The organism is Microbacterium proteolyticum, from assembly GCF_030818075.1.
Lineage (GTDB): Bacteria > Actinomycetota > Actinomycetes > Actinomycetales > Microbacteriaceae > Microbacterium > Microbacterium proteolyticum_A.
In genome coordinates, this window is the sequence record NZ_JAUSZZ010000001.1 from 1,161,399 (window position 1) to 1,180,333 (window position 18,935).

The window sequence follows — 18,935 nt, forward strand, 5'->3', positions numbered from 1 at the left end:
CTCATTTGAGCCCGGTGGCGGCGATGCCCTGCACGAAGTAGCGCTGGAGGAACAGGAACAGGGCGAGCACCGGGAGCATGACGACCACGGCGCCGGCGAGCACCAGTCCGTAGTCGGTCACGTTCTGTGCGGCCTGTTTCGTCGCCGCGAGCCCGACGGGGAGCGTGTAGGTCGCGGACTGCTGCGCGACGATCAGCGGCCAGATGAAGTTGTTCCAGGATGCCAGGAACGACATGATCGTCACCGTCGCGAGCGCCGGCCCCGCCAGGGGCAGGAAAACCTGCCCGAAGATCCGGAACTCGCTCGCGCCGTCGATGCGCGCCGCCTCGATCACCTCCTGCGGGATGCCGGCGGCGTACTGCCGCACGATGAAGACCGACAGCGGCGCGACCATCAGCGGCAGCGCGATGCCCACGAGCGTGTCCACGAGGCCGAGGTTGACGGTCACGACGAACTGCGGCACGAAGGTGGCCGAGAACGGGACCATCAGGGAGGCCATGACGGCGCCGAACGCGATCCGCTTCCCCCGGAACTCGAGCTTGGCGAGGGCGTACCCGGCCATCGACCCGCCGATGACGTTCGCGACGACCGTGAGCGCGGCGACGACGAGGCTGTTGACGAGGAACCCGCCGAACCCGACCTGTGCGAACAGCCGGCCGTAGTTGTCGAACGTCACGTCGCTGGGGAGCCACGCTCCGGGCGCGGATCGGAAATCGTCGAGCCCGCGGAGCGAGCCGGACACCACCCAGAAGAAGGGGAGCACGGTCAGCGCCGCCGCGACGATGAGCGCGACGTACAGCAGGGCCACCGGCACGGCGGTTCGGCGAGCGGACGCGGGGGTGGTGGTCGTCATGTGCGGGACCTCAGCATCCGGAACTGCACGAGGCTGACGGCGACGACGATGACCAGGAGCACGAAGGATGCCGCGGACGAGGTCGAGATGTTCCCGAACCCGAACTGGTCGTACGTGTACAGCGCGAGGGAGCGCGTCGAGCCGAGCGGCCCGCCGTTGGTGAGCAGGTACGGCTCGTCGAACACCTGCAGGAAGAACACCGAGAGCAGGACCGAGACGAGCAGCGTCGTGGGCATGAGCAGGGGCAGGGTGATCGAGACCAGTCGCCGGAGGGGGCCGGCGCCGTCGAGCGACGCGGCCTCGCGCACGTCGTCCGGCACGGCCTGGAGACCGGCGAGGAAGAGCAGCATGGCCGTGCCGAAGTTGCGCCACACGCCGAGCAGGATCACGACCGGCATCGCCAGGGAGGTGTCGCCGAGCCAGTTCGGGCCGGCGAACCCGAGGGTGGCCAGCACCTCGTTGACCGTGCCCTCGGAGTTGAACGCGTACTGCCAGATGAGGGCGACGGACACCACGTTCGTGACGACGGGGGCGTAGAACAGCGCCCGGAAGACGTTCCGGCCGCGGCGGATGACGGAGTCGAGCACGACGGCGAGGACGAAGCCGACGAGCATCGTGGCGGGGACGCCGATCACGACGAAGACCAGGGTGTTCAGCAGCGAGCGCTGGAAGGTCGCATCGACGAGCAGCGAGAGGTAGTTCTCGAGCCCGACGACGTCCACGCTGAAGGGGTTGCGCAGATCGGTGGCGCGCATGTCGGTGAGGCTCATCGAGAGCGAGCCGACCACCGGGATGAGCGTGAAGACGACGAACACCGCCATGAACGGCAGGAGGAACAGCCACGCCGTGATGCTGTGGGTCCGCTCGCCGCGGGCACGGCGCGAACGCGCCATGCCCGCGACGAGCGAAGGGACCGAGGCCATGTCAGTCGCCGGTGCCGATGCTGTCGGCGGCGGACTGGAGGTTCTCGGCCGCCTGCTCGGGCGTCTCGGTTCCGCGGGCCACGGCCTCCAGCTCGGCACCGATGGCGGTCGACACCTGCGGCCAGGTCGTCGTGGCGGGCATCGGCTGGACGTTCTTCAACTGCTCGAAGAAGGCGTCGAAGAGCGGGTTCCCGGCGATCGTGTCGTCCGTCCAGGCAGCCTGGACGGCCGGCATGCTGCCGTAGGCCGAGAACTGGGCCAGCTGCGTCTTCTCGTCGGCCATCTCGCGGACGACCTTCCAGGCCGATGCGGCGTTCTTGCTGTCCTTGTTCACGACCCAGCTGCCGCCGCCGAGGTTGCCGACATCGCCGGCGGGACCGGCGGGCTGGACGGCGGTGGCGACGTGCTCGGCGGTCCAGCCGGGCTGCTTGGCGACGCCGTCGAGCGCGGCGATCACCCACGGGCCGGAGATCATCGATCCGGTCTTCCCCTCGACGAAGTACGGCTGCGAGTCGAGGAACCCGGGGCTGTCGACGGCCGCGACACCCGTCAGGTAGGGCTCGGCGAAGTGGGTGATCGCCTGAATGCCCTCGGGCGTGTCGATCTTCCACGACGTCCCGTCGTCGCTGAGCAGACTCTGGCCGGCCTGCACGGCGTAGCGCTGCAGGGCCTGCCCGGTGTACGTGTCCCAGCCGACGTCGGCGCCGATGCCCTTGGTCGCGCCTCCCTTCTCCAGCGCCTGGAAGAACGGCAGAGTCTGGTCCCACGTCGTCGGGACCGTGGCTCCGCCGGCCGCGGCGAGATCCTTCCGGTAGATGAGGGCGTAGGTGTAGGCGTACCACGGCACCGAGTAGGTCGTGCCGTCGAACTGACCGGCATCCCATACTCCGGAGAAGAAGGACGACGGGTCGACGAGACCCTCCGGGACCGGGGCGAAGGCGCCGCTGGCGAGGAATTGCGACTGCGCCTCGGTGTAGACCTGGGCGATGTCGGGCCCGGTGCCGGCGGCCATGGCCGTCTGCAGTTTGGTGTTGTACTCGTCGGAGGGCACGAGGGTGATCTGCAGGTCGAGGTCGGGGTTGGCCTTCTCGTAGTCGGCGAGCACGCTGTCGAGGGCGGTGGCGTCGCCGTCGGGCGCCCAGAGCGTCACGGCTCCGGTCGCAGGTGAGTCGTCCACGGTCGTCGTGGAGGCGGATGCCCCCGCGTCGGAGGCGCGGCCGCAGCCGCTGAGGACGAGGGTGGCGGCGAGCACGGTGGCTCCGATGGCGGTGAGGCGGGGCATTCGGGTGATGCGGGTGTAACCGAAGCGAGTCACGGAGAGCTCCTGGGGTTCGGTGGCCGGTGGACGGACGGTGCGGTGGAGCGGGCGCCAGAGACGTGTCGGGTCGGTCTGGCGGTTATTGCGATAAAGTCGCATAATTAGGTGCTGGACTCTCGCGGGACCGATGATCACAGCCCTCGATTACGTCCGCTCAATCGCAGCGTTCCTGATTTGTTTCAGTTATCTGTCAATCCCGAGCCAGGACGTTTCCCTCGACCGCGCGCGGTGACCACCTGCGCCCGCAGCGCTTCCGTCGCCGCTGCGGCGAACCGGTGCGGCGACGTCGCGTCGAGCCACAGCACGTCGCCTTCGCGCACGGCGAGGGTTCGCTCCCCGAGGGCCAGCTCGCCGCGTCCGGCGAGGATGACGATGAGGTCTTCTCCCGCGTGCTGGAACGCCCGCTCCTCGGAATGGCCCGCCGGCACCGTGATCTCGTACGCCTCGAGCTGTGCCGCGGCCGGTGCGGGAAGTGCGCGCAGCCGGACCCCGCCGCTGGTCTCGTCGTGACCGTCGTGTCGGCCGGCGCCGTCCGACAGGAAGCGCCCGGGAGGGACTCCGAGCGCTTCGGCGATCTGATAGAGCGTCGCGACGCCGGCGCGCACCCGTCCGTTCTCGATGTTGGAGAGCGTGGGCTGCGAGATGCCCGCGAGCCCGGCGAGCTGACGGGTGGTCAGGTGCCGGTCGCGGCGCGCGGTCCGCACCGCGTCGCCGATCCGTCGGTCAAGGGGGTCGGCGTCGCTCATCCCCGTCCGCCAGCGGCGCCGTGGATCAGCAGGATGGTGGCGCCGCGCGGGCCGGCCTCCATGCGGTGCGGCACCGTCCCGTCGATCCAGAGCGCGTCGCCCTCCGCGAGCGGTCGGGGAGCCTCGGATTCCCTCAGCAGGACGGCCTCGCCCTGCAGGACGCGGATGATCTCCTCGCCCGGGTGGATGCGGGGACGCGTCTCCCGTTCGTGCGGCGCGAGGGAGAGCCGAAGGGCGCTGAGCAACCGTTCCGGTGTCGCGCGCGCTGCGGCATCCGGAGGGGGAAGCTCGTCGACCGTTGTGCGGTCGACCTTCTCGGGCGAGCGCAGCAGCTGGTCCGACGAGACGTGGAGTGCGTCGGCCAGGAGGGAGAGCGTGCGCAGGCTGGGATAGATCCGCCCGTTCTCGATGTTCGAGACGAAGGGCTGCGACGTTCCGATGCGGCCGGAGAGATCCCGCATCGACAGACCGAGAGCGCGACGCCGTGACCGCACCGCCGCGCCGATCGCGCGCGCCGCTCCCTGCTCGTCGCTCACCCGTCGAGAATACGGGGCGGCCGGCACTGATGCGGAGGGCGCTCGGTGGACCGTGCGCCGTGATTCCTGTGAGTTATCATCAGCGCATCGTCCTCTCTCGGCACGCCCCTCACTCCCGGTCGCGGGCCGCTTCCTCTCCGCCCGTGCTCGCGCGCACGAGGAGCCGCGGGGCGATGACGCGGGTGCGATCGACCGGGGTGTCGGCATCCGTCACCGCCGCCAGCAACTCGAGGCAGGCCGAGCCGAAGGCGCGGGCCTCGAGGTCGAACGACGTCACCGCGGGGGAGAGGAGCGCGTGCATCGGCTCGTCGACGTAGGCGGCGAGCAGCAGGTCGTCGCCGACCCGGCGTCCGGCGCGGTGGGCGGCGGCCAGGGCCGGAGCGGCCGACCCGCTCGGGGCGACGATGAGCGCGTCGACCTCATCGGTGGCGAGGATGTCGGCGACCGCGCCGTCGACCTCGTCGGCCGTCGGCACGAAGGAGATGGTGCGGGAGACCGGGATGCCTCCGCGCTTGGCCGTCCAGTCCGCGTACGTCTGGGTGAGTTCGCGACTCCACGCGGTCCCCTCGGGCGGCAGAACGGCGGCGACGCGCGTCGCGCCGCGGCCGGTCAGGTGATCGAGCAGCCCCCGCAGTGCGGTGTCGTGGTCGTACACGACACTCGCGCTCACCCGGTCCTCGCCGCCGAGCACGTGTTCGCCGCTGACCACCGGGCGACCGGTGTCGAGGATGGCCCGGATGCCGGCATCCTCGACCGTCGCGTCGACCACGATGTACCCGTCGACGAACGCCGTCGGCGGCGTGGCGTCGTCGGCGGCGCGGTGGGGCAGCAGGATCACCGACAGGCCGCGGGCGTCCGCGGCATCCACGACGCCGAAGGCGAACTCGGTGTAGTACGGCAGGCGCGTCGACCCGGGCGGGAGGTGCAGGCCCACCGCGCCGTAGCGGGCCGTGCGCAGGCTCCGCGCGGGCACGTTGACCACGTAGTTCAGCTCGCGCGCGGCGGCGAGCACGCGCTCCCGGGTCTCGGGCGACACCCCCGCCTTGTCGCGCAACGCGAACGAGACCGCCGCGATCGACACACCCGCGGCGGCCGCCACGTCGTGCAGCGTCGGTTTGCGGGGGGTCACGCCCCGACGTTACCCGACCGCGAAATCCCCCCTTGCGGCCGCGCTAACTTAAACGTTTAATGTTCTCGAAACACCACCGGCCCGCCGTCCGAAACACGCGGTCCCTAGCCTCGGCCTCAACCGGTCGCGATCGACGACGATCCACCGGGGCCCCGCACCCGTCCCGCCGGCTCGGCCGGTACCTCAGAAAGGCCTCCCCGTGTCGTCCACCACCCGTGACACCGCCGCGCCCGTCGCCGCCGGCGCGAGCCGCGTGCCCCTCCGCTTCCCCACCGCCGGCTCGACGTTCGTCGTCGGCATCGCCGGCTACCTCGGGGTGAACCTCTCGCCGTACATGATCATCGCGGTGCAGGAGGGGGCCGGCGCCGACGTCCTCACCGCCAGCTGGCTGGTCACCGGAGCGCTGCTGCTCACCGCTCTGACAGGCCTCGCCGTGGCACCGCTCTGCGCCGGTCGCTTGCGCCGCACGGTCGCCCGCGTCGGCCTCGCGCTCGCCGTGCTCGGATTCGGTCTCGCCGCCCTCGTCCCCGCCGCCCTCCTCCCGGGCCTGCTCCTCGGCGGCGCCGGCGCCGGTGGGGCCGTCGCCGCCTCGGGCGCCGCGCTCGCCGCGTTCCGCAACCCCGACCGCGTCGCCGGCTTCTACGGCCTCGCCAACCGCGGCATCATCACCGTCGTCCTCGCCGTCGTGCCGCTGATCGGGCTCGCGCCCCTCGACGTGTTCGGGTCGATGGCCGTGTTCAGCCTCGTCGCGCTCGCGCTGGTGATCTGGCTGCCGGCCGCGCCCGCCGCCCCGGCCGTCCCCGTGCCGGCAGTGCCCGAGACCGCCCCGACGGCCGCCCCGCACGTGTCGCGCGCGGCCGGCCGCTCCTCGCGCACCGTCACCATCGCCGGCTTCACCCTGCTCGTCGTCTTCGCGCTGTGGGCGGCGAGCGAGGACTCGCTGTGGGCCATGGTCAGCGTCATGGGCCCCGACCAGGCAGGCGTGACCCCCGAGGGACTCGGCATCGCGCTGAGCGCCGCGACCGCCGGCGGCCTGATCGCCTCGGTCGCGCTCATGATCGTCGGCAATCGGCTGGGTCGCGGCATCCCCCTCGTCGTGCTGCTCGTGCTGGGCGGCATCCTGAAGATCGTGCAAGGCTCCGTGACCGACCCGACGCTGTTCATCGTGGTGTTCGTCGTCTGGAACACCGCCTATGCGCTCGTCTTCGCCTTCTTCGTCTCGACCTCGGCCGCCCTCGACGCCGACGGCCGCTGGTCGGGTCCGCTGCTGGCGACCTACCTCGTCGGCTCCGCGCTGACCCCGGTCATCGGTGCCGCCCTCGTCTCCGGCCTCGGCTATCAGGGCTTCACGGTGGTCCTGGCCATCGCGAGCTTCGTGCTGGCCGTGCCGGCGGGCATCATCGGCATCCTGTCCCGCCGTATCGAGCGCGCCGCCACGGAGGCTCTCGCATGACCCGCACCCTCTATCGCAACGGCCGCATCTTCACGGCCGAGGTCGAGCCGTCCCGGCAGTGGACGGATGCCATCGCCCTCGACGGCGAGACGATCACCGCCCTGGGCGCGGAGGCGGAGGCGCAGGATGCCGACCGCGAGGTCGATCTCGGCGGCGCCCTTGTGCTGCCGGGCTTCACCGACGCCCATACGCACCTGCTCATGATGGGTGCCGCGCTCGGCCAGGTTCCGCTCACCGACGCGCGGTCGCTCGAAGAGATCCAGGCGGCGCTTCGCGAGGCCCGTGCCGCCGACCCCGCGGCGACGGTGCTCCGCGGCCGCGGCTGGCTGTTCGACGCGGTGCCGAGCGGGGCGCCGACGGCGGCCATGATCGACGCCGTCGTCGCCGACGTGCCGGTGTACCTGGATGCCAACGACTACCACTCGTGCTGGGTCAACACCGCCGCGCTGGCTGAGCTCGGCATCACGCGCGACACCCCCGACCCACTCGGCGGGCACATCGCCCGGGATGCCGACGGCGAGCCCACCGGCATGCTGTACGAGACCGCCGCGATCCAGTACGCCTGGGCGCAGCGCGACGCGGCGACCACCGACGCCGAGCGCGACGAGGCCGTGGACCGCGTGATCGACGCGTACGTCCGCGCCGGTGTCGTGAGCGTCGTGGACATGGCCTTCGACGAGCACGGACTCGCCGCCTTCGAGCGCGCTCTGGACCGCTACGACGGTCGCCTGCCGATCCGCGTCGCGGCGCACTGGCTCGTCGAGAACACCGGCGACGCGGAGCGCAATCTCGCGCAGCTGGACCGGGTGGTCGCCCTCGCACAGCGCCCGGCGTCGCCGTGGCTGCGGGTCGTGGGCATCAAGCTCATCCTCGACGGTGTCATCGACGCGTGCACCGCCGCGATGGGCGCCCCGTACGCCGACGGCTCGAACGCCGAGCCCATCTGGCCCCTCCGCGACCTCGAGCCCGTCGTCGCCGCGGCCGACGCCGCGGGTCTTCAGATCGCGATGCACGCCATCGGCGATGCCGCCAGTGACAACGCCCTCACCGCGATCGAGCAGGCCATCGAGGCCAACGGCGACCGCCCCCGCCGCCACCGCATCGAGCATCTCGAGTACGCCGCCCCCGGCACGGCCGAGCGGATGGCGCGGCTGGGGGTGACGGCATCCATGCAGCCCGTGCACGCCGACCCGGCGATCTTCGCCAACTGGGCCGCGATGCTCGGCGACGAGCGCGTGGAACGGGCGTTCCCGTGGACCGAGTACGAGCAGGCCGGAACCCTCCTGGCGTTCTCGACCGATGCCCCCACCGCCCCCTTCGACGCCCTCGCCAATATGTACGTCGCCACGACGCGGGCGTCGGCGCTCGACACCAGCGTCGCAGCCGTGCACCCGCAGTACGCGCTGCCGCTCGCGAACGCCCTCGGGCACGCGACCCGTGACGCGGCAGCCTCGGTCGGGGACGGAGACTGGCGCGGTCGCATCGCGCCCGGGTTCGCGGCCGACCTGGTGATCCTCGACACCGACCCGTTCGCCGCGGGGGAGGCCGCGCTGCTGTCCGCCCGAGCCGTGACCACCCTCGTCGCCGGCACCCCCGTCTTCCCCGCGCCCGTCCCTGCGCCCGCCCTCGCGCCCGCGCCCGCCCTCGCGCCCGCGCGCGCCCCCGCCCCCGCGCCCGCGCCCGTCCTCGCGCCCGCGCCCGCGCCCGCGCCCGTCCCTGCGCCCGCCCTCGCGCCCGCGCCCGCCCTCGCGCCCGCGCGCGCCCCCGCCCCCGCGCCCGTCCTCGCGCCCGCGCCCGCGCCCGCGCCCGCCCTCGCGCCCGCCCCTGCGCCCGCGCCCGTCCTCGCGCCCGCGCCCGCGCCCGCGCCCGCCCTCGCGCCCGCGCCCGCCCTCGCGCCCGCCCTCCCGCCTTCGTCCCGCCCGCCGTCTTCTTCCGCCGTGACTTGCGGCGAATGTACGTCGGATTCGTCCCAAGGCGAACATTCGGCGCAAGTCACCGGGGGAGGGGCCCACGGGAGGGCGGCGAGAACTGGGGGAGGAGCGCACGAAGACGCGGCGCGGGGCGATGCGACACCGCACCACCACGAGAGGGAGACACCATGACCTGGCGCATGCCGAGCGAGACCGCCCCCCAGACGCGCACCTGGATGGCGTTCCCCGCCGAGGGGCCGACCCTCGGGGAGACGGATGCCGAGCGCGAGGCGGGCTACGCCGCGTGGACCGCGGTCGCCCACGCCGTCGCCGCGTTCGAGCCGGTCACGATGGTCGTCGACCCCGCCGAGCGTCAGCGGGCGCGGCGCATGCTCTCCACCGACATCGACATCCTCGAGGCGCCGGTCGACGAATTCTGGATGCGCGACGTCGGCCCCACCTTCGTCGTCGACCCCGAGCGCCCCGGCATCCTGGGCGCCGTCGACTGGACCTTCAACGGCTGGGGCGACCACTGGTGGAGCCAGTGGCGCAAGTCGGCGCAGCTCGGTCGCTTCGTCGCCGAGGCGGCCGGCGCCGAGCTCGTGCCGTCGTCGCTGGTGAACGAGGGCGGTGGCATCCACGTCGACGGCGAGGGCACCGTGCTGCTCACCGAGACCGTGCAGCTCGACCCCCGTCGCAACCCCGGCGCCGACCGCGCGAGCGTCGAGGCCGAGATGGCCCGCACGATCGGTGCGACCCACGCCGTGTGGCTCCCGCGCGGCCTCACCCGCGACTACGGAGACTTCGGCACGAGCGGGCACGTCGACATCGTCGCGGCCCTGCCGTCGCCGGGTGTCGTGCTGCTGCACGATCAGCGCGACCCCGCCCACCCCGACCACGCCGTCTCGGCCGAGCTGCGCGCGTTCTTCGCGGACCAGACGGATGCCGCCGGCCGCCCCTTCACCGTTCGCGATCTCCCGGCTCCCGACACCCTCCGCGACGCCGAAGGCGACACCGACTGGAGCTACGTGAATCACCTCGTCGTGAACGGCGGGGTCATCGCGTGCGGCTTCGGCGAGCCCGTCGCGGACGCCCGGGCGCGCGGCATCCTGGAGGAGGTCTACCCGGGTCGACGGGTCGTCACCGTCGATGCGCGCGAGCTGTTCGCGCGGGGCGGCGGCATCCACTGCATCACGCAGCAGCAGCCGGAGGTGCGCGCATGATCGAGGTCGCCGAGGCCTCCATCGCGGAGCTGGCCGCGGCGCTCGCCGCCGGCGAGACGACCGCCGTCGAGCTGGTGGACGCGCACCTCGCGCGGATCGCGGCGTACGACGGCCCTGAGACGCCGACGCGGCTCAATGCCGTCGTCGTGCTCAACCCCGACGCCCGGGCCGAGGCCGAGGAGTCCGACGCCCGCCGCGCCGCCGGACGGGCGCGCGGGCCGCTCGACGGCATCCCGTACACCGCGAAGGACAGCTACTTCGTGCGCGGCCTCACCGCCGCCTCCGGTAGCCCGGCCTTCGCCGACCTCGTCGCCCGCTCCGACGCCTTCACGATCGAGCGGCTGCGCCACGCCGGCGCGATCTGCCTCGGCAAGACGAACATGCCGCCGATGGCCAACGGCGGCATGCAGCGGGGCCTCTACGGCCGCGCCGAGAGCCCGTACAACGCCGACTACCTCACCTCGGCGTTCGCCTCCGGGTCGTCGAACGGCTCCGGCACGGCGACCGCGGCGTCGTTCGGCGTCTTCGGGCTGGGCGAGGAGACGTGGTCGAGCGGGCGGGCCCCGGCATCCTGCAATGCGCTCTGCGCGTACACCCCCTCGCGCGGCGTCATCTCGGTGCGCGGCAACTGGCCGCTCGTGCCGACGATGGACGTCGTCGTGCCGCACACCCGCTCGATGGCCGACCTGCTGGCGGTGCTCGACGTCGTCGTCGCGGACGATCCCGAGACGCGGGGTGACTTCTGGCGGGCGCAGCCGTGGGTGTCCCTGCCCGCGGCATCGGCGGTGCGGCCGGAGTCGTATGCCGCGCTCGCGGCCGACGCCTCGCTGGCCGGTACGCGGATCGGCATCCCGCGCATGTTCCTCGGCGCTGACCCGCTGGCCGGCACCGGTCCGCGCGGCGTGGGGGGACCCACGGGCGAGCGGATCGAACCGCGACCGTCGGTGCTGGCGCTGTGGGAGGCCGCGCGCGCCGACCTCGAGGCCGCCGGAGCGACCGTCGTCGAGACGGATTTCCCGCTGGTGAGCAACTACGAGGCCGACCGGCCCGGTGCGCCGACGATCTCGACGCGCGGTCTCGTCTCGCCGGAGTTCCTGCATCGCGAGATCGTCGACCTCTCCGCGTGGGCCTGGGACGACTTCTTGCGCGCCAACGGGGAGCCGGGGCTGGCCACCGTTGACGGGGCCGCGATCTTCCCGCACCCCGAGGGTGCGCTGCCCGACCGTTACACCGGCTTCGACGACGACATCGCGGAGTATCCGGCGCACGTGCGCGAACATCCGGTCGCCGCGTTCACCGAGATTCCCGGGTTGGCCGAGGGCCTCCGCGGGCTGGAGGAGACCCGGCGGCGTGACCTCGAAGAGTGGATGGATGCCGAGGGCCTCGACGCCGTGGTCTTCCCGACGCTGAGCGACGTGGCGCCCGCCGACGCCGATGTGAACCCCGCGTCGGCGGACATCGCGTGGCGCAATGGCGTGTGGGTCGCGACCGGCAACCTCGCGATCCGGCACTGCGGCGTTCCGACGGTGACGGTACCGATGGGCACGCTCGACGACATCGGGATGCCGGTGGGCCTGACCTTCGCCGGCCGCGCGTACGACGACACGGCTCTGCTCCGGCTCGCCGCCGCCTTCGAGGCGACCGGGACGCGGCGCACGGTGCCGCCGCGGACGCCGCCGTTGGTCGGGGGTTGAGGCGGCCTCCCGCGGCGCGCCTCGCCGGCGCTCAGCCCAGGTGCACGGCCGCGCCGCCTCGCGCGCCGGCTGCCGCCTCGATCAACCGAACGCCGATCACGCCCTCCGGCTCCCATGTCGAGAAGCACTCGGTCGTCCAGCGGGCGTCGGGGGCGACCTCGACGGAGCCGTAAACGCGGGCGAGCTCGGCCGGCGTCGGCAGGAGCCGCGGGCGCAGCACGGTGAGGACGACCCGGCCGCCCATCACGACTTGCGCGGCGGCGCCGTCGTCGAGAGGGCGAACCTCGATCGGTGTGGCCGCGAGCTCCTCGGGCGTGAGCACAGCGGACACGGCCCCGGCCAACGCCTCGATGTCGATCGGCTCGCGGGTGAACGCGACGCTACTGCGGGGCACGATTCCTCCTCCGGCGGGTCAGGGGCGGGTCGTCGTCCGCCGGGGCGCGAGGACCGTCCGGCGTTGCCGCCGCGTCCCGTCCGTCCGGGGTGGTGCGGTCGTCCGCTGGGCCCGCCGCGCCCCCGGTGGTCGGCGTGGTGCGGTCGTCCGCTGGGCCCGCCGCGCCCCCGTTGATCGGGGCGGTGCGGTCCTCCACCGGGCCCCCGGCGGCCCCTCCGGTCGGGGCGGTTCGGTCATCCACCGCAGTCGCCGCGGCCCCTCCGGTCGGGGCGGTGCGGTCATCCACCGCGCCCGCCGTAGCTCCACCGGACGCGCGGTCGGCCCGGCCCCCGGCAACCACCACGCCCACCGCCGTCGTGGCGTCCCTCGTCGATGTGGATTGGTGGACCGACGCGTCCGGCTCCGCCTGGCCGGGGACGAAGTTCGCCACCTGCACGAGCGTCGGGCGCTCGCCGCGTCGGGCGAGGCGACCGCGGCCGGCGATCATCGGCTCGGCGTACAGCTTGGGCAGCAGTGCACCCTCGGAACGGTCGCCCGACATGATCAGCGTCGTGCCGCCGGTGTCGCGGACGCCCTGCAGGGCCAGGTCGAACATCGCGCGGGACGCCCCGGCGGCCGGGCGGCTGACGACGACGTTCAGACGTAGGTCGCGGGCCGACGCGAGGTAGGGCAGCAGCGGGCGCAGCGGTTCGGTCCCGCCCGCGGAGAGCACGTCGAAGTCGTCGGCGACGACCAGGATCCTCGGACCCGAACCACGATCGCCCTGGCGCTTCTCGAGCTCGAGCGCGATCGACTCCGCGAGCAGACGAGCCTGTCGGCCGGAGGTGGCGTGGCCGCCGAGGTAGGCGTCGGGGACCTCGGATGCCAGATCTCCCCGCGCATCCATCAGGGCGACGACGAGTTCCTCGGCGGAGTGCCGGTCGACGGCGCCCTGCACGATTCCGCGCAGCACCGTCGTCTTGCCGCAGCGGCTGTCGCCGAGCACGAGCAGGTGCGGATCGCGCGTGACGAGGTCGAGCGCGACGGGCTGCATCGTGTCCTGCCGCAGGCCCAGGGGCACGGCATCCGGTTCGTCGATCGCGTCGGGCAGCTCGGTCGGCGACAGCACCTCGGGCAGCAGGCGGATCGGTGCCGCACCCTGGCCGCCCCACCGGGCCGCGCTCTCACGGGCGAGCTGCTCGAGCGCTTCGCCGGTGTCGCCGTCGTCGACCTCCTCGAGAAGCGGCAGCGCGATCTGCGCGAACAGCTTCTCGTCGGTCAGGACGCGGCCCGGTTCGTCGGCGCGCAGGGTCGTCGCCAGCTTCCGTGCGATCTGGGAGTCGGCGGGGTCGTTGAGCTTGAGCTCGAGACGCGTGCCGATGAGCCCCTGCAGGTTCATGCGCAGTTCGTTCCAGCGCGAGAGGGCGACGACGACGTGGATGCCGAAGCTCCCGCCGCGCTCGAGGAGCTGGCCGAGCGGCCCTTCGAGGTCTTCGAAGTCCTGGCGCAGGGCTCCGAGCCCGTCCACGAGCAGCACGACATCGGCGCTCGGCAGGTCGGGCAGGCGCCCCGCCGCGTGCTGGCGGCGCATGTCGGCGGGCGAGTCGAGGCCATGGTCGCGGAAGACGCGCTCGCGCATCGCGAGCATTCCGGTGAGCTCCTCGAGCAGGCGCGTGAGGCGCTCGCGGTTGCCGCGGGTGGCGACACCTCCCACGTGCGGGAAGGGTTCGATGCGCGCGAGACCGCCACCGGTGAGGTCCATGCCGTAGATGCTCACCTGGCGCGGCGAGTGCGTGAACGCCAGCGATGCGGCGAGCGTGCGCAGGAACATCGAGCGGCCCGACTGCGGGGCGCCCGTGATCGAGACGTGACCACCCGATCGGGTCAGATCGAGCATCCAGGGACCCTGCGTCTGCGTCGACGGGTCGTCGAGCAGCCCCATCGGCGCGCGCAGCGTGCCGGCGCCGTCGGCCTGCGGCAGCACGCCGCCCAGGGTGAGCACGGGCGGCAGCGGCGGCAGCCACACGGGCCGGGTGCGGGCGATGCCGCGCGCCAGCTGCGAGGCCGCGGCCTGCACGAGCGTGCGGCCGGTGGTGGGTGTCTCGGGTTCGGCGCTGTCGAGGTGCTCCTCCTCGGGAGCCTGCTCGGGGAGGTCGTACGCGGGCAGCGGCAGCACGGGCGGGGCGTCGTCGTGCCGGGGGCCCGACTCGACGGGGTCGGGAACGGGCCCCGAGACGTAGCCGGCGCGGAAACGCGTGTAGACGGAGGTGTCAACCTTGAGGTAGCCGAAGCCGGGGATCGCCGGAAGGTGGAAAGCGTCGGGGGTGTCGAGCACCACGGCCGACTCCGACTCCGAGAAGGTGCGCAAACCGATGCGGTACGACAGGTAGGTGTCGAGCCCGCGCAGGCGGCCCGCCTCGATTCGCTGGCTCGAGAGCAGCAGGTGCACGCCGATCGACCGGCCGATGCGTCCGATCGTCAGCAGGAGGTCGACGAAGTCGGGCTCGGCGGTGAGCAGTTCGCCGAACTCGTCGATGACGAGGAAGAGGTGAGGCAGGGCGGGGAGGTCGGGCCGCTCGCGCCGCATCTGCCGGTAGTGACCGATGGACGCCGCGTTGCCGGCATCCTTCAACAGTCGCTGCCGGCGCACGACCTCGCCCTGGATGCTCGCGCGGGCGCGCTCGGTGAGCTGCGGGTCGTCGGCGAGATTGTCGATGATGCCGGCGACGTGCGGCAGCCGCGCGAAGGGGGCGAACGCCGCACCGCCCTTGTAGTCGACGAGGATCATGCTGAGGTCGTCGGGTGCGTGCGTCAGAGCGAGACCGAGGATGAGTGTGCGCAGCAACTCGCTCTTGCCGGAGCCGGTGGCGCCGATGCAGATGCCGTGCGGACCCATGCCGAGCTGCGCCGACTCCTTCAGGTCGAGCAGCACCGGCGCGCCGCCATCGTCGACGCCGATCGGCACGCGCAGGAACTCCGCCGCACTGCGCGTGCGCCACGCAGCCTGGGCGTCGAGGGCGTCGACGTCGGCGACGCCGAGCAGCTGCGTGACGTCGGGGGCCAGGGCCGTGCCGGTGTCTTCGGCCGACGTGCGGCGCAGGCGCAGGCCGGCGAGAGGGCGCGCGACGATCTCGAGCGCGGCGGGTGTGAGCGCATCGACGCGGATGCCGCTGACGGCCGCCTCACCCGACCCCGGTGTCTCGACCGTGGCGACCCCGCCGTCGACGGTGACGCGCACGGCCACCGTCGTCGGCTCCTTGAGGCGATCGTCGACCAGGTGCACGACCGTCACCCCGAGCGCGGTCAGGTCGAGCGCCGCATCGAGGCGGGGAACGGCGGATGCCGCGCCGTCGGCCTCGTCGACGAAGATCACCAGGCGACCGGGTTTGGTCCGTCGGCCGGCGCGACGCGACGCGGCCGCCGTGGCGACGCGGTCCCGCAGTTCGTCGCGCAGCAGCGACAGCAGCTCCGGAAGGCTCGGCGCCATGCGGCGCGCGGTGACGGCGCCGGCGGGCGGGGAGTCGCCGGAGACGTGGGGGAGCAGGTCGAAGCCGGCCCAGTCGTCGCGTTGCGCGGGTGCGACGGCGGCGGCGACGTGCACGTCGTCGGGTGAATGGAACGCGGCGATCTGCGCGGCCAGGGCGCGGGCGACCCGCAGGGTGTCGCTGCGTGCGCCGACGAGCGACACCTGCCCGCCCCGCTCGAGGTCGATCGTCGCCGGCATCCCCTGGGAGACGCCGGCCAGGCGCACCATGCGCTCCGCCGACTCGCGCATCACCGGGTCGAAGGGCTGCACGGGGTTCTGCTCGGGAGGCAACGAGACCTCGACGGCCCGCAGGTCGCCCGTGCCGATGCGCACCTTCAGAAAGTCGGCATCGCCGGGGCGCCGCTCCCACCGGCGGGCGGGGTCCGCCGCGATCTCGACGAGCGTCCCGGGCGCCGGGTGCAGTGCGAGGGCGGCGCTGCGCTGCGCGTCGGCGGTGGTGCGCACGTCTTCGCGGGTCTCCTCGAGATAGTCGAGGTAGCGCTCGCGCTGCACGCGGCGCTGGCGGGCGGCGTTGCCGCGCTGCGTGAGCGCCATGCCGACTCCGCCGACGAGCGCGACGACCAGGATCACCGCGCCGACGACGACCATGATCGGGTTGTTGCGCAACAGCACGATCATCGTGATGGACGACAGGCTGCCGACGATCGGCAGCAGCGACTGCAGGGGGAAGCCGGTGCTGCCCTCGCCGATCGGCGGCGGCGGGGCGAGGACGACGTCGGGGGCGGGCTCGACGGGCTCGCTGATGCGGGCCGGGCGGTGCACGATCCGGACGGTCATGCGGCCCTCCCGTTCGCTCCCACCACGGCGGCGGCCAGCCGCACGACCGCGAGGTGGGTGGCCGACCGGCGCGCACGGCCGCCCGCGGCCAGCCCCACGTCGAAGGGGAGGGACGCGACGTCGCACGCGGTGCCGGAGGCGAAGGCGCGTGCCACCCCGCCGCCCTCCCGCGCGTGATCGACGAGAGTCAGCACGACCGACGGCGCCTCGGGGAGCGACCGCACGGCATCGACGACGGAGCGGGCGTGCTCCGCAGCGGACCGCCGGGCGTCAGTAACGAGGCAGACCACGTCGCACAGCGCCGCGCACGCGGCGAGGTCGACCACGGGATGCCGTGCCCCGAAGTCGGTGACGGCCACGTCGAAGAAGCGGGTGATGGGGGCGGCCTCGCCGAGCCAGGCGCCGACGACGTCGGCGGTGTCGCGGGGGCGGAGCGCGACGACCCCGTCACGCTCGTCGAGTCCGCTCATCGCCTCCGCGGTGGTGCGGGCACCGGCGCGCGTCTCATCCGGTGCGACGGGGGCCGCGCCGAGGCGCCCGGCGAGGCCCGCGCTCCCCGTCGAGACGTCCACGGCGAGCACCGGATCGCTCCGTCGTGCCGCGATCGCCCGCGTGAGCAGATGCGCCACGGTGCTCGTGCCGGCGCCCGTCGCCAGCGACATCACCCCGATGCGGCGCGTCGTCGCCAGACCGCCGCGGATCGCGGCATCCCACTCCGTCAGACGGACGCGTCCGGTCGCACCGCTGCCGAACACCGCGGTCGACACCGCGCGGACGTCGAGCACGCTCACGACCGGCCGCCGAACATGCCGAGCAGGTCGGCGTAGACGCCCAGCGCTCCCACGAGCAGCGGAAGGAGCGAGACCACCGCGAGAGTCTCGACGACATTGCCGAGGCCGCGCAACCGGGCGCGGACGTGCGGCCTCGGCTCCACGAGCACGGCGGTGGCCACGAGAGCAGCCATCACGACGGCAGTGCCCGCGCCGATCCAGCCGAGACCGCCCGACGGCAGCACCGTCAAGCCCGCCGCCGCGATCGCTCCCGCGGCCGCCCACAGCAGCCAGCCCTGCCAGCGCAGGGGGAACGCGCGCGTGCGCAGAGCCGCGACGAGGAAGAGCGCCAGAGCGAGCAGCTCGGTCCAGATGGTCCCCGAGAACGCGAGGACGACGCCTGCGACCCCGAGAACGGATGCCACGGCCCCCACGCTCCACGTGAGCGCCGCGTACGCCTCGTCGATGGCGGCGAAGGCGCGCGGCCGCGCGGGCGGGGCGCCGTCGGCGGCGCGCTGGTCGAGGTCGGTCAGCCCCGCCGCCGACAGCGCGATCCAGGGCAGCGGGCCGGTGGCGAACGCGGCGACGACACCGGCGACGGCCGCGGCGGCCGTGGCATCCACTCCGCCCACGAGGAGTCCGAGCAGGAGCGACGACAACACGGCGCCGAGGGCACCGCCGGAGGCTGCGCCGCGACGGCGGTGGGCGACGCCGGCGCCGAGGAGGGCGACCGTGAACCCCGTGGCCAGCGCCGAGGCGAAGCCGCCGAGGACGGGGGCTCCGCCGACGAAGCCGTGGGCCGTCAGCGCGGCCGTCGTCGTGCTTCCCACGGGCAGCGCGAGGCCCGCTGCCGCGGCCGAGATGCACGTCGACAGGCGGCGGAGTCCCCCGAGGCCCAGACCCGTGGCGATGGCGGCGAGCAGGATCGCCGCCGCCAGCAGCGCGAAGGCCGCGACGGTGGGCGACGACCACGGCGCGAGCGATCCGGCGACGGCGAAGGCCGCGGCGATCCCGGTTCCGCCGGCGACCATCCGCGCTCGCTCGTCCCAGCGGTCGGGGCGCGCGTCGTGCGCGTCGGCGGCGGCGTCGGTCACATCGATCACCACGGGCGGCGGGGGCGCGGCATCCAGGCGGACGAGGCGCACCAGCGTGCCGTCGGCGAGGTCGAGCTGCTGCGGCGTCAGGGCGATGTCGACCTGCTCGCCGTCGGGCGCGATCACGGCGAGCGGACGTTCGACGGTTCCGGCGGTCTCACCCAGCAGATCCAGCAGACGCGGCAGCGCGGCGCCGACGGGCTCGCCGCTCGGCACCACCACCTCGGCTCGGCGCTCGGAACCGGCGACGGTCAGACGGGTGTAGATGCTCACGGGGTGACGGCTCCGGTCGGGGTCTGGATCGAGATGCTCGTCTGCGCCCGCTCGGTCAGCAACTGCGAGACGAACGAGACACCCACGCACGCGGCGCACGCGACGGCGGCGACGACGAGGGAGCCCATCAGCCGCTTCGCGTGGTCGTTGACGGTGCGACGCTCGCCGATGTGCCCGTAGACGAGGGCAGCCCCGAGGCGCATCCGCTGGATCTTGGCCTGCTCGATGAGCACGGTGTCGCGCTGGTCGGGCATCAGCGGGCTCCTCCCTGCGTGCGCAGTTGCGGGTGCACGTGCGGCGCGGCGACGAGCATCTC

Annotated in this window: 15 protein-coding genes; 4 read left to right on the forward strand and 11 right to left on the reverse strand. The window is 73.4% G+C overall.

Annotated elements, in window-relative coordinates:
• Position 1: 1 nt before the first annotated feature.
• The 6 genes from QE392_RS05345 to QE392_RS05370 all read right to left on the reverse strand — a co-directional run bounded on the left by QE392_RS05345 (position 2) and on the right by QE392_RS05370 (position 5,505).
• Positions 2-853, reverse strand: a complete 852-nt coding sequence (locus QE392_RS05345) for a carbohydrate ABC transporter permease (protein WP_307449032.1) — start codon at positions 851-853, stop codon at positions 2-4.
• Positions 850-1,776 carry a carbohydrate ABC transporter permease gene (locus tag QE392_RS05350; RefSeq protein ID WP_307449035.1) on the reverse strand — a complete coding sequence of 309 codons (927 nt, stop codon included), beginning with the start codon at positions 1,774-1,776 and terminating at the stop codon, positions 850-852. Before QE392_RS05350 ends, QE392_RS05345 begins: the two co-directional genes overlap by 4 nt.
• Before the next feature lies 1 nt (position 1,777).
• Positions 1,778-3,091 (reverse strand): sugar ABC transporter substrate-binding protein, encoded by a 1,314-nt coding sequence (locus QE392_RS05355; protein ID WP_307449038.1) that lies wholly within the window; start codon positions 3,089-3,091, stop codon positions 1,778-1,780.
• 182 nt (positions 3,092-3,273) lie between these two features.
• Entirely contained in the window at positions 3,274-3,840 is a 567-nt protein-coding gene (locus QE392_RS05360; RefSeq protein WP_307449043.1) for a helix-turn-helix domain-containing protein, read from the reverse strand.
• Positions 3,837-4,376: a helix-turn-helix domain-containing protein gene (locus QE392_RS05365; RefSeq protein ID WP_307449047.1), complete on the reverse strand. Its 540-nt coding sequence runs from the start codon at positions 4,374-4,376 to the stop codon at positions 3,837-3,839. The genes QE392_RS05360 and QE392_RS05365 overlap by 4 nt, the downstream gene beginning before the upstream one ends.
• A gap of 109 nt (positions 4,377-4,485) precedes the next feature.
• Positions 4,486-5,505: a LacI family DNA-binding transcriptional regulator gene (locus tag QE392_RS05370; protein ID WP_307449050.1), complete on the reverse strand. Its 1,020-nt coding sequence runs from the start codon at positions 5,503-5,505 to the stop codon at positions 4,486-4,488.
• Between the two features lie 199 nt (positions 5,506-5,704).
• Here QE392_RS05370 and QE392_RS05375 point away from each other — a divergent pair, with 199 nt between their 5' ends.
• From QE392_RS05375 to QE392_RS05390, 4 genes are read left to right on the forward strand one after another with little or no spacing between them, the layout of a single operon-like run.
• Positions 5,705-6,958: an MFS transporter gene (locus tag QE392_RS05375; RefSeq protein ID WP_307449053.1), complete on the forward strand. Its 1,254-nt coding sequence runs from the start codon at positions 5,705-5,707 to the stop codon at positions 6,956-6,958.
• The gene (locus tag QE392_RS05380) at positions 6,955-9,060 is read left to right on the forward strand and encodes an amidohydrolase (protein ID WP_307449056.1); all 2,106 of its coding nucleotides are present in this window, start codon (positions 6,955-6,957) and stop codon (positions 9,058-9,060) included. The genes QE392_RS05375 and QE392_RS05380 overlap by 4 nt, the downstream gene beginning before the upstream one ends.
• Positions 9,057-10,091: an agmatine deiminase family protein gene (locus QE392_RS05385; RefSeq protein WP_307449061.1), complete on the forward strand. Its 1,035-nt coding sequence runs from the start codon at positions 9,057-9,059 to the stop codon at positions 10,089-10,091. The genes QE392_RS05380 and QE392_RS05385 overlap by 4 nt, the downstream gene beginning before the upstream one ends.
• Positions 10,088-11,785, forward strand: a complete 1,698-nt coding sequence (locus QE392_RS05390) for an amidase (RefSeq protein ID WP_307449064.1) — start codon at positions 10,088-10,090, stop codon at positions 11,783-11,785. The genes QE392_RS05385 and QE392_RS05390 overlap by 4 nt, the downstream gene beginning before the upstream one ends.
• A gap of 31 nt (positions 11,786-11,816) precedes the next feature.
• On the opposite strand, the gene QE392_RS05395 is transcribed toward QE392_RS05390, so the two are convergent.
• The 5 genes from QE392_RS05395 to QE392_RS05415 are packed head-to-tail and all read right to left on the reverse strand — an operon-like array spanning position 11,817 to position 18,873.
• Positions 11,817-12,179 (reverse strand): hypothetical protein, encoded by a 363-nt coding sequence (locus tag QE392_RS05395; RefSeq protein ID WP_307449067.1) that lies wholly within the window; start codon positions 12,177-12,179, stop codon positions 11,817-11,819.
• The gene (gene eccCa / locus QE392_RS05400; protein ID WP_307449071.1) at positions 12,166-16,482 is read right to left on the reverse strand and encodes a type VII secretion protein EccCa; all 4,317 of its coding nucleotides are present in this window, start codon (positions 16,480-16,482) and stop codon (positions 12,166-12,168) included. The genes QE392_RS05395 and eccCa overlap by 14 nt, the downstream gene beginning before the upstream one ends.
• Positions 16,479-17,273 carry a hypothetical protein gene (locus QE392_RS05405; protein WP_307449074.1) on the reverse strand — a complete coding sequence of 265 codons (795 nt, stop codon included), beginning with the start codon at positions 17,271-17,273 and terminating at the stop codon, positions 16,479-16,481. The genes eccCa and QE392_RS05405 overlap by 4 nt, the downstream gene beginning before the upstream one ends.
• Complete coding sequence (locus tag QE392_RS05410; protein WP_307449077.1) at positions 17,270-18,619, reverse strand: EsaB/YukD family protein; 1,350 nt, start codon at positions 18,617-18,619, stop codon at positions 17,270-17,272. Before QE392_RS05410 ends, QE392_RS05405 begins: the two co-directional genes overlap by 4 nt.
• The gene (locus tag QE392_RS05415; protein ID WP_307449080.1) at positions 18,616-18,873 is read right to left on the reverse strand and encodes a hypothetical protein; all 258 of its coding nucleotides are present in this window, start codon (positions 18,871-18,873) and stop codon (positions 18,616-18,618) included. The genes QE392_RS05410 and QE392_RS05415 overlap by 4 nt, the downstream gene beginning before the upstream one ends.
• Positions 18,874-18,935: the final 62 nt, after the last annotated feature.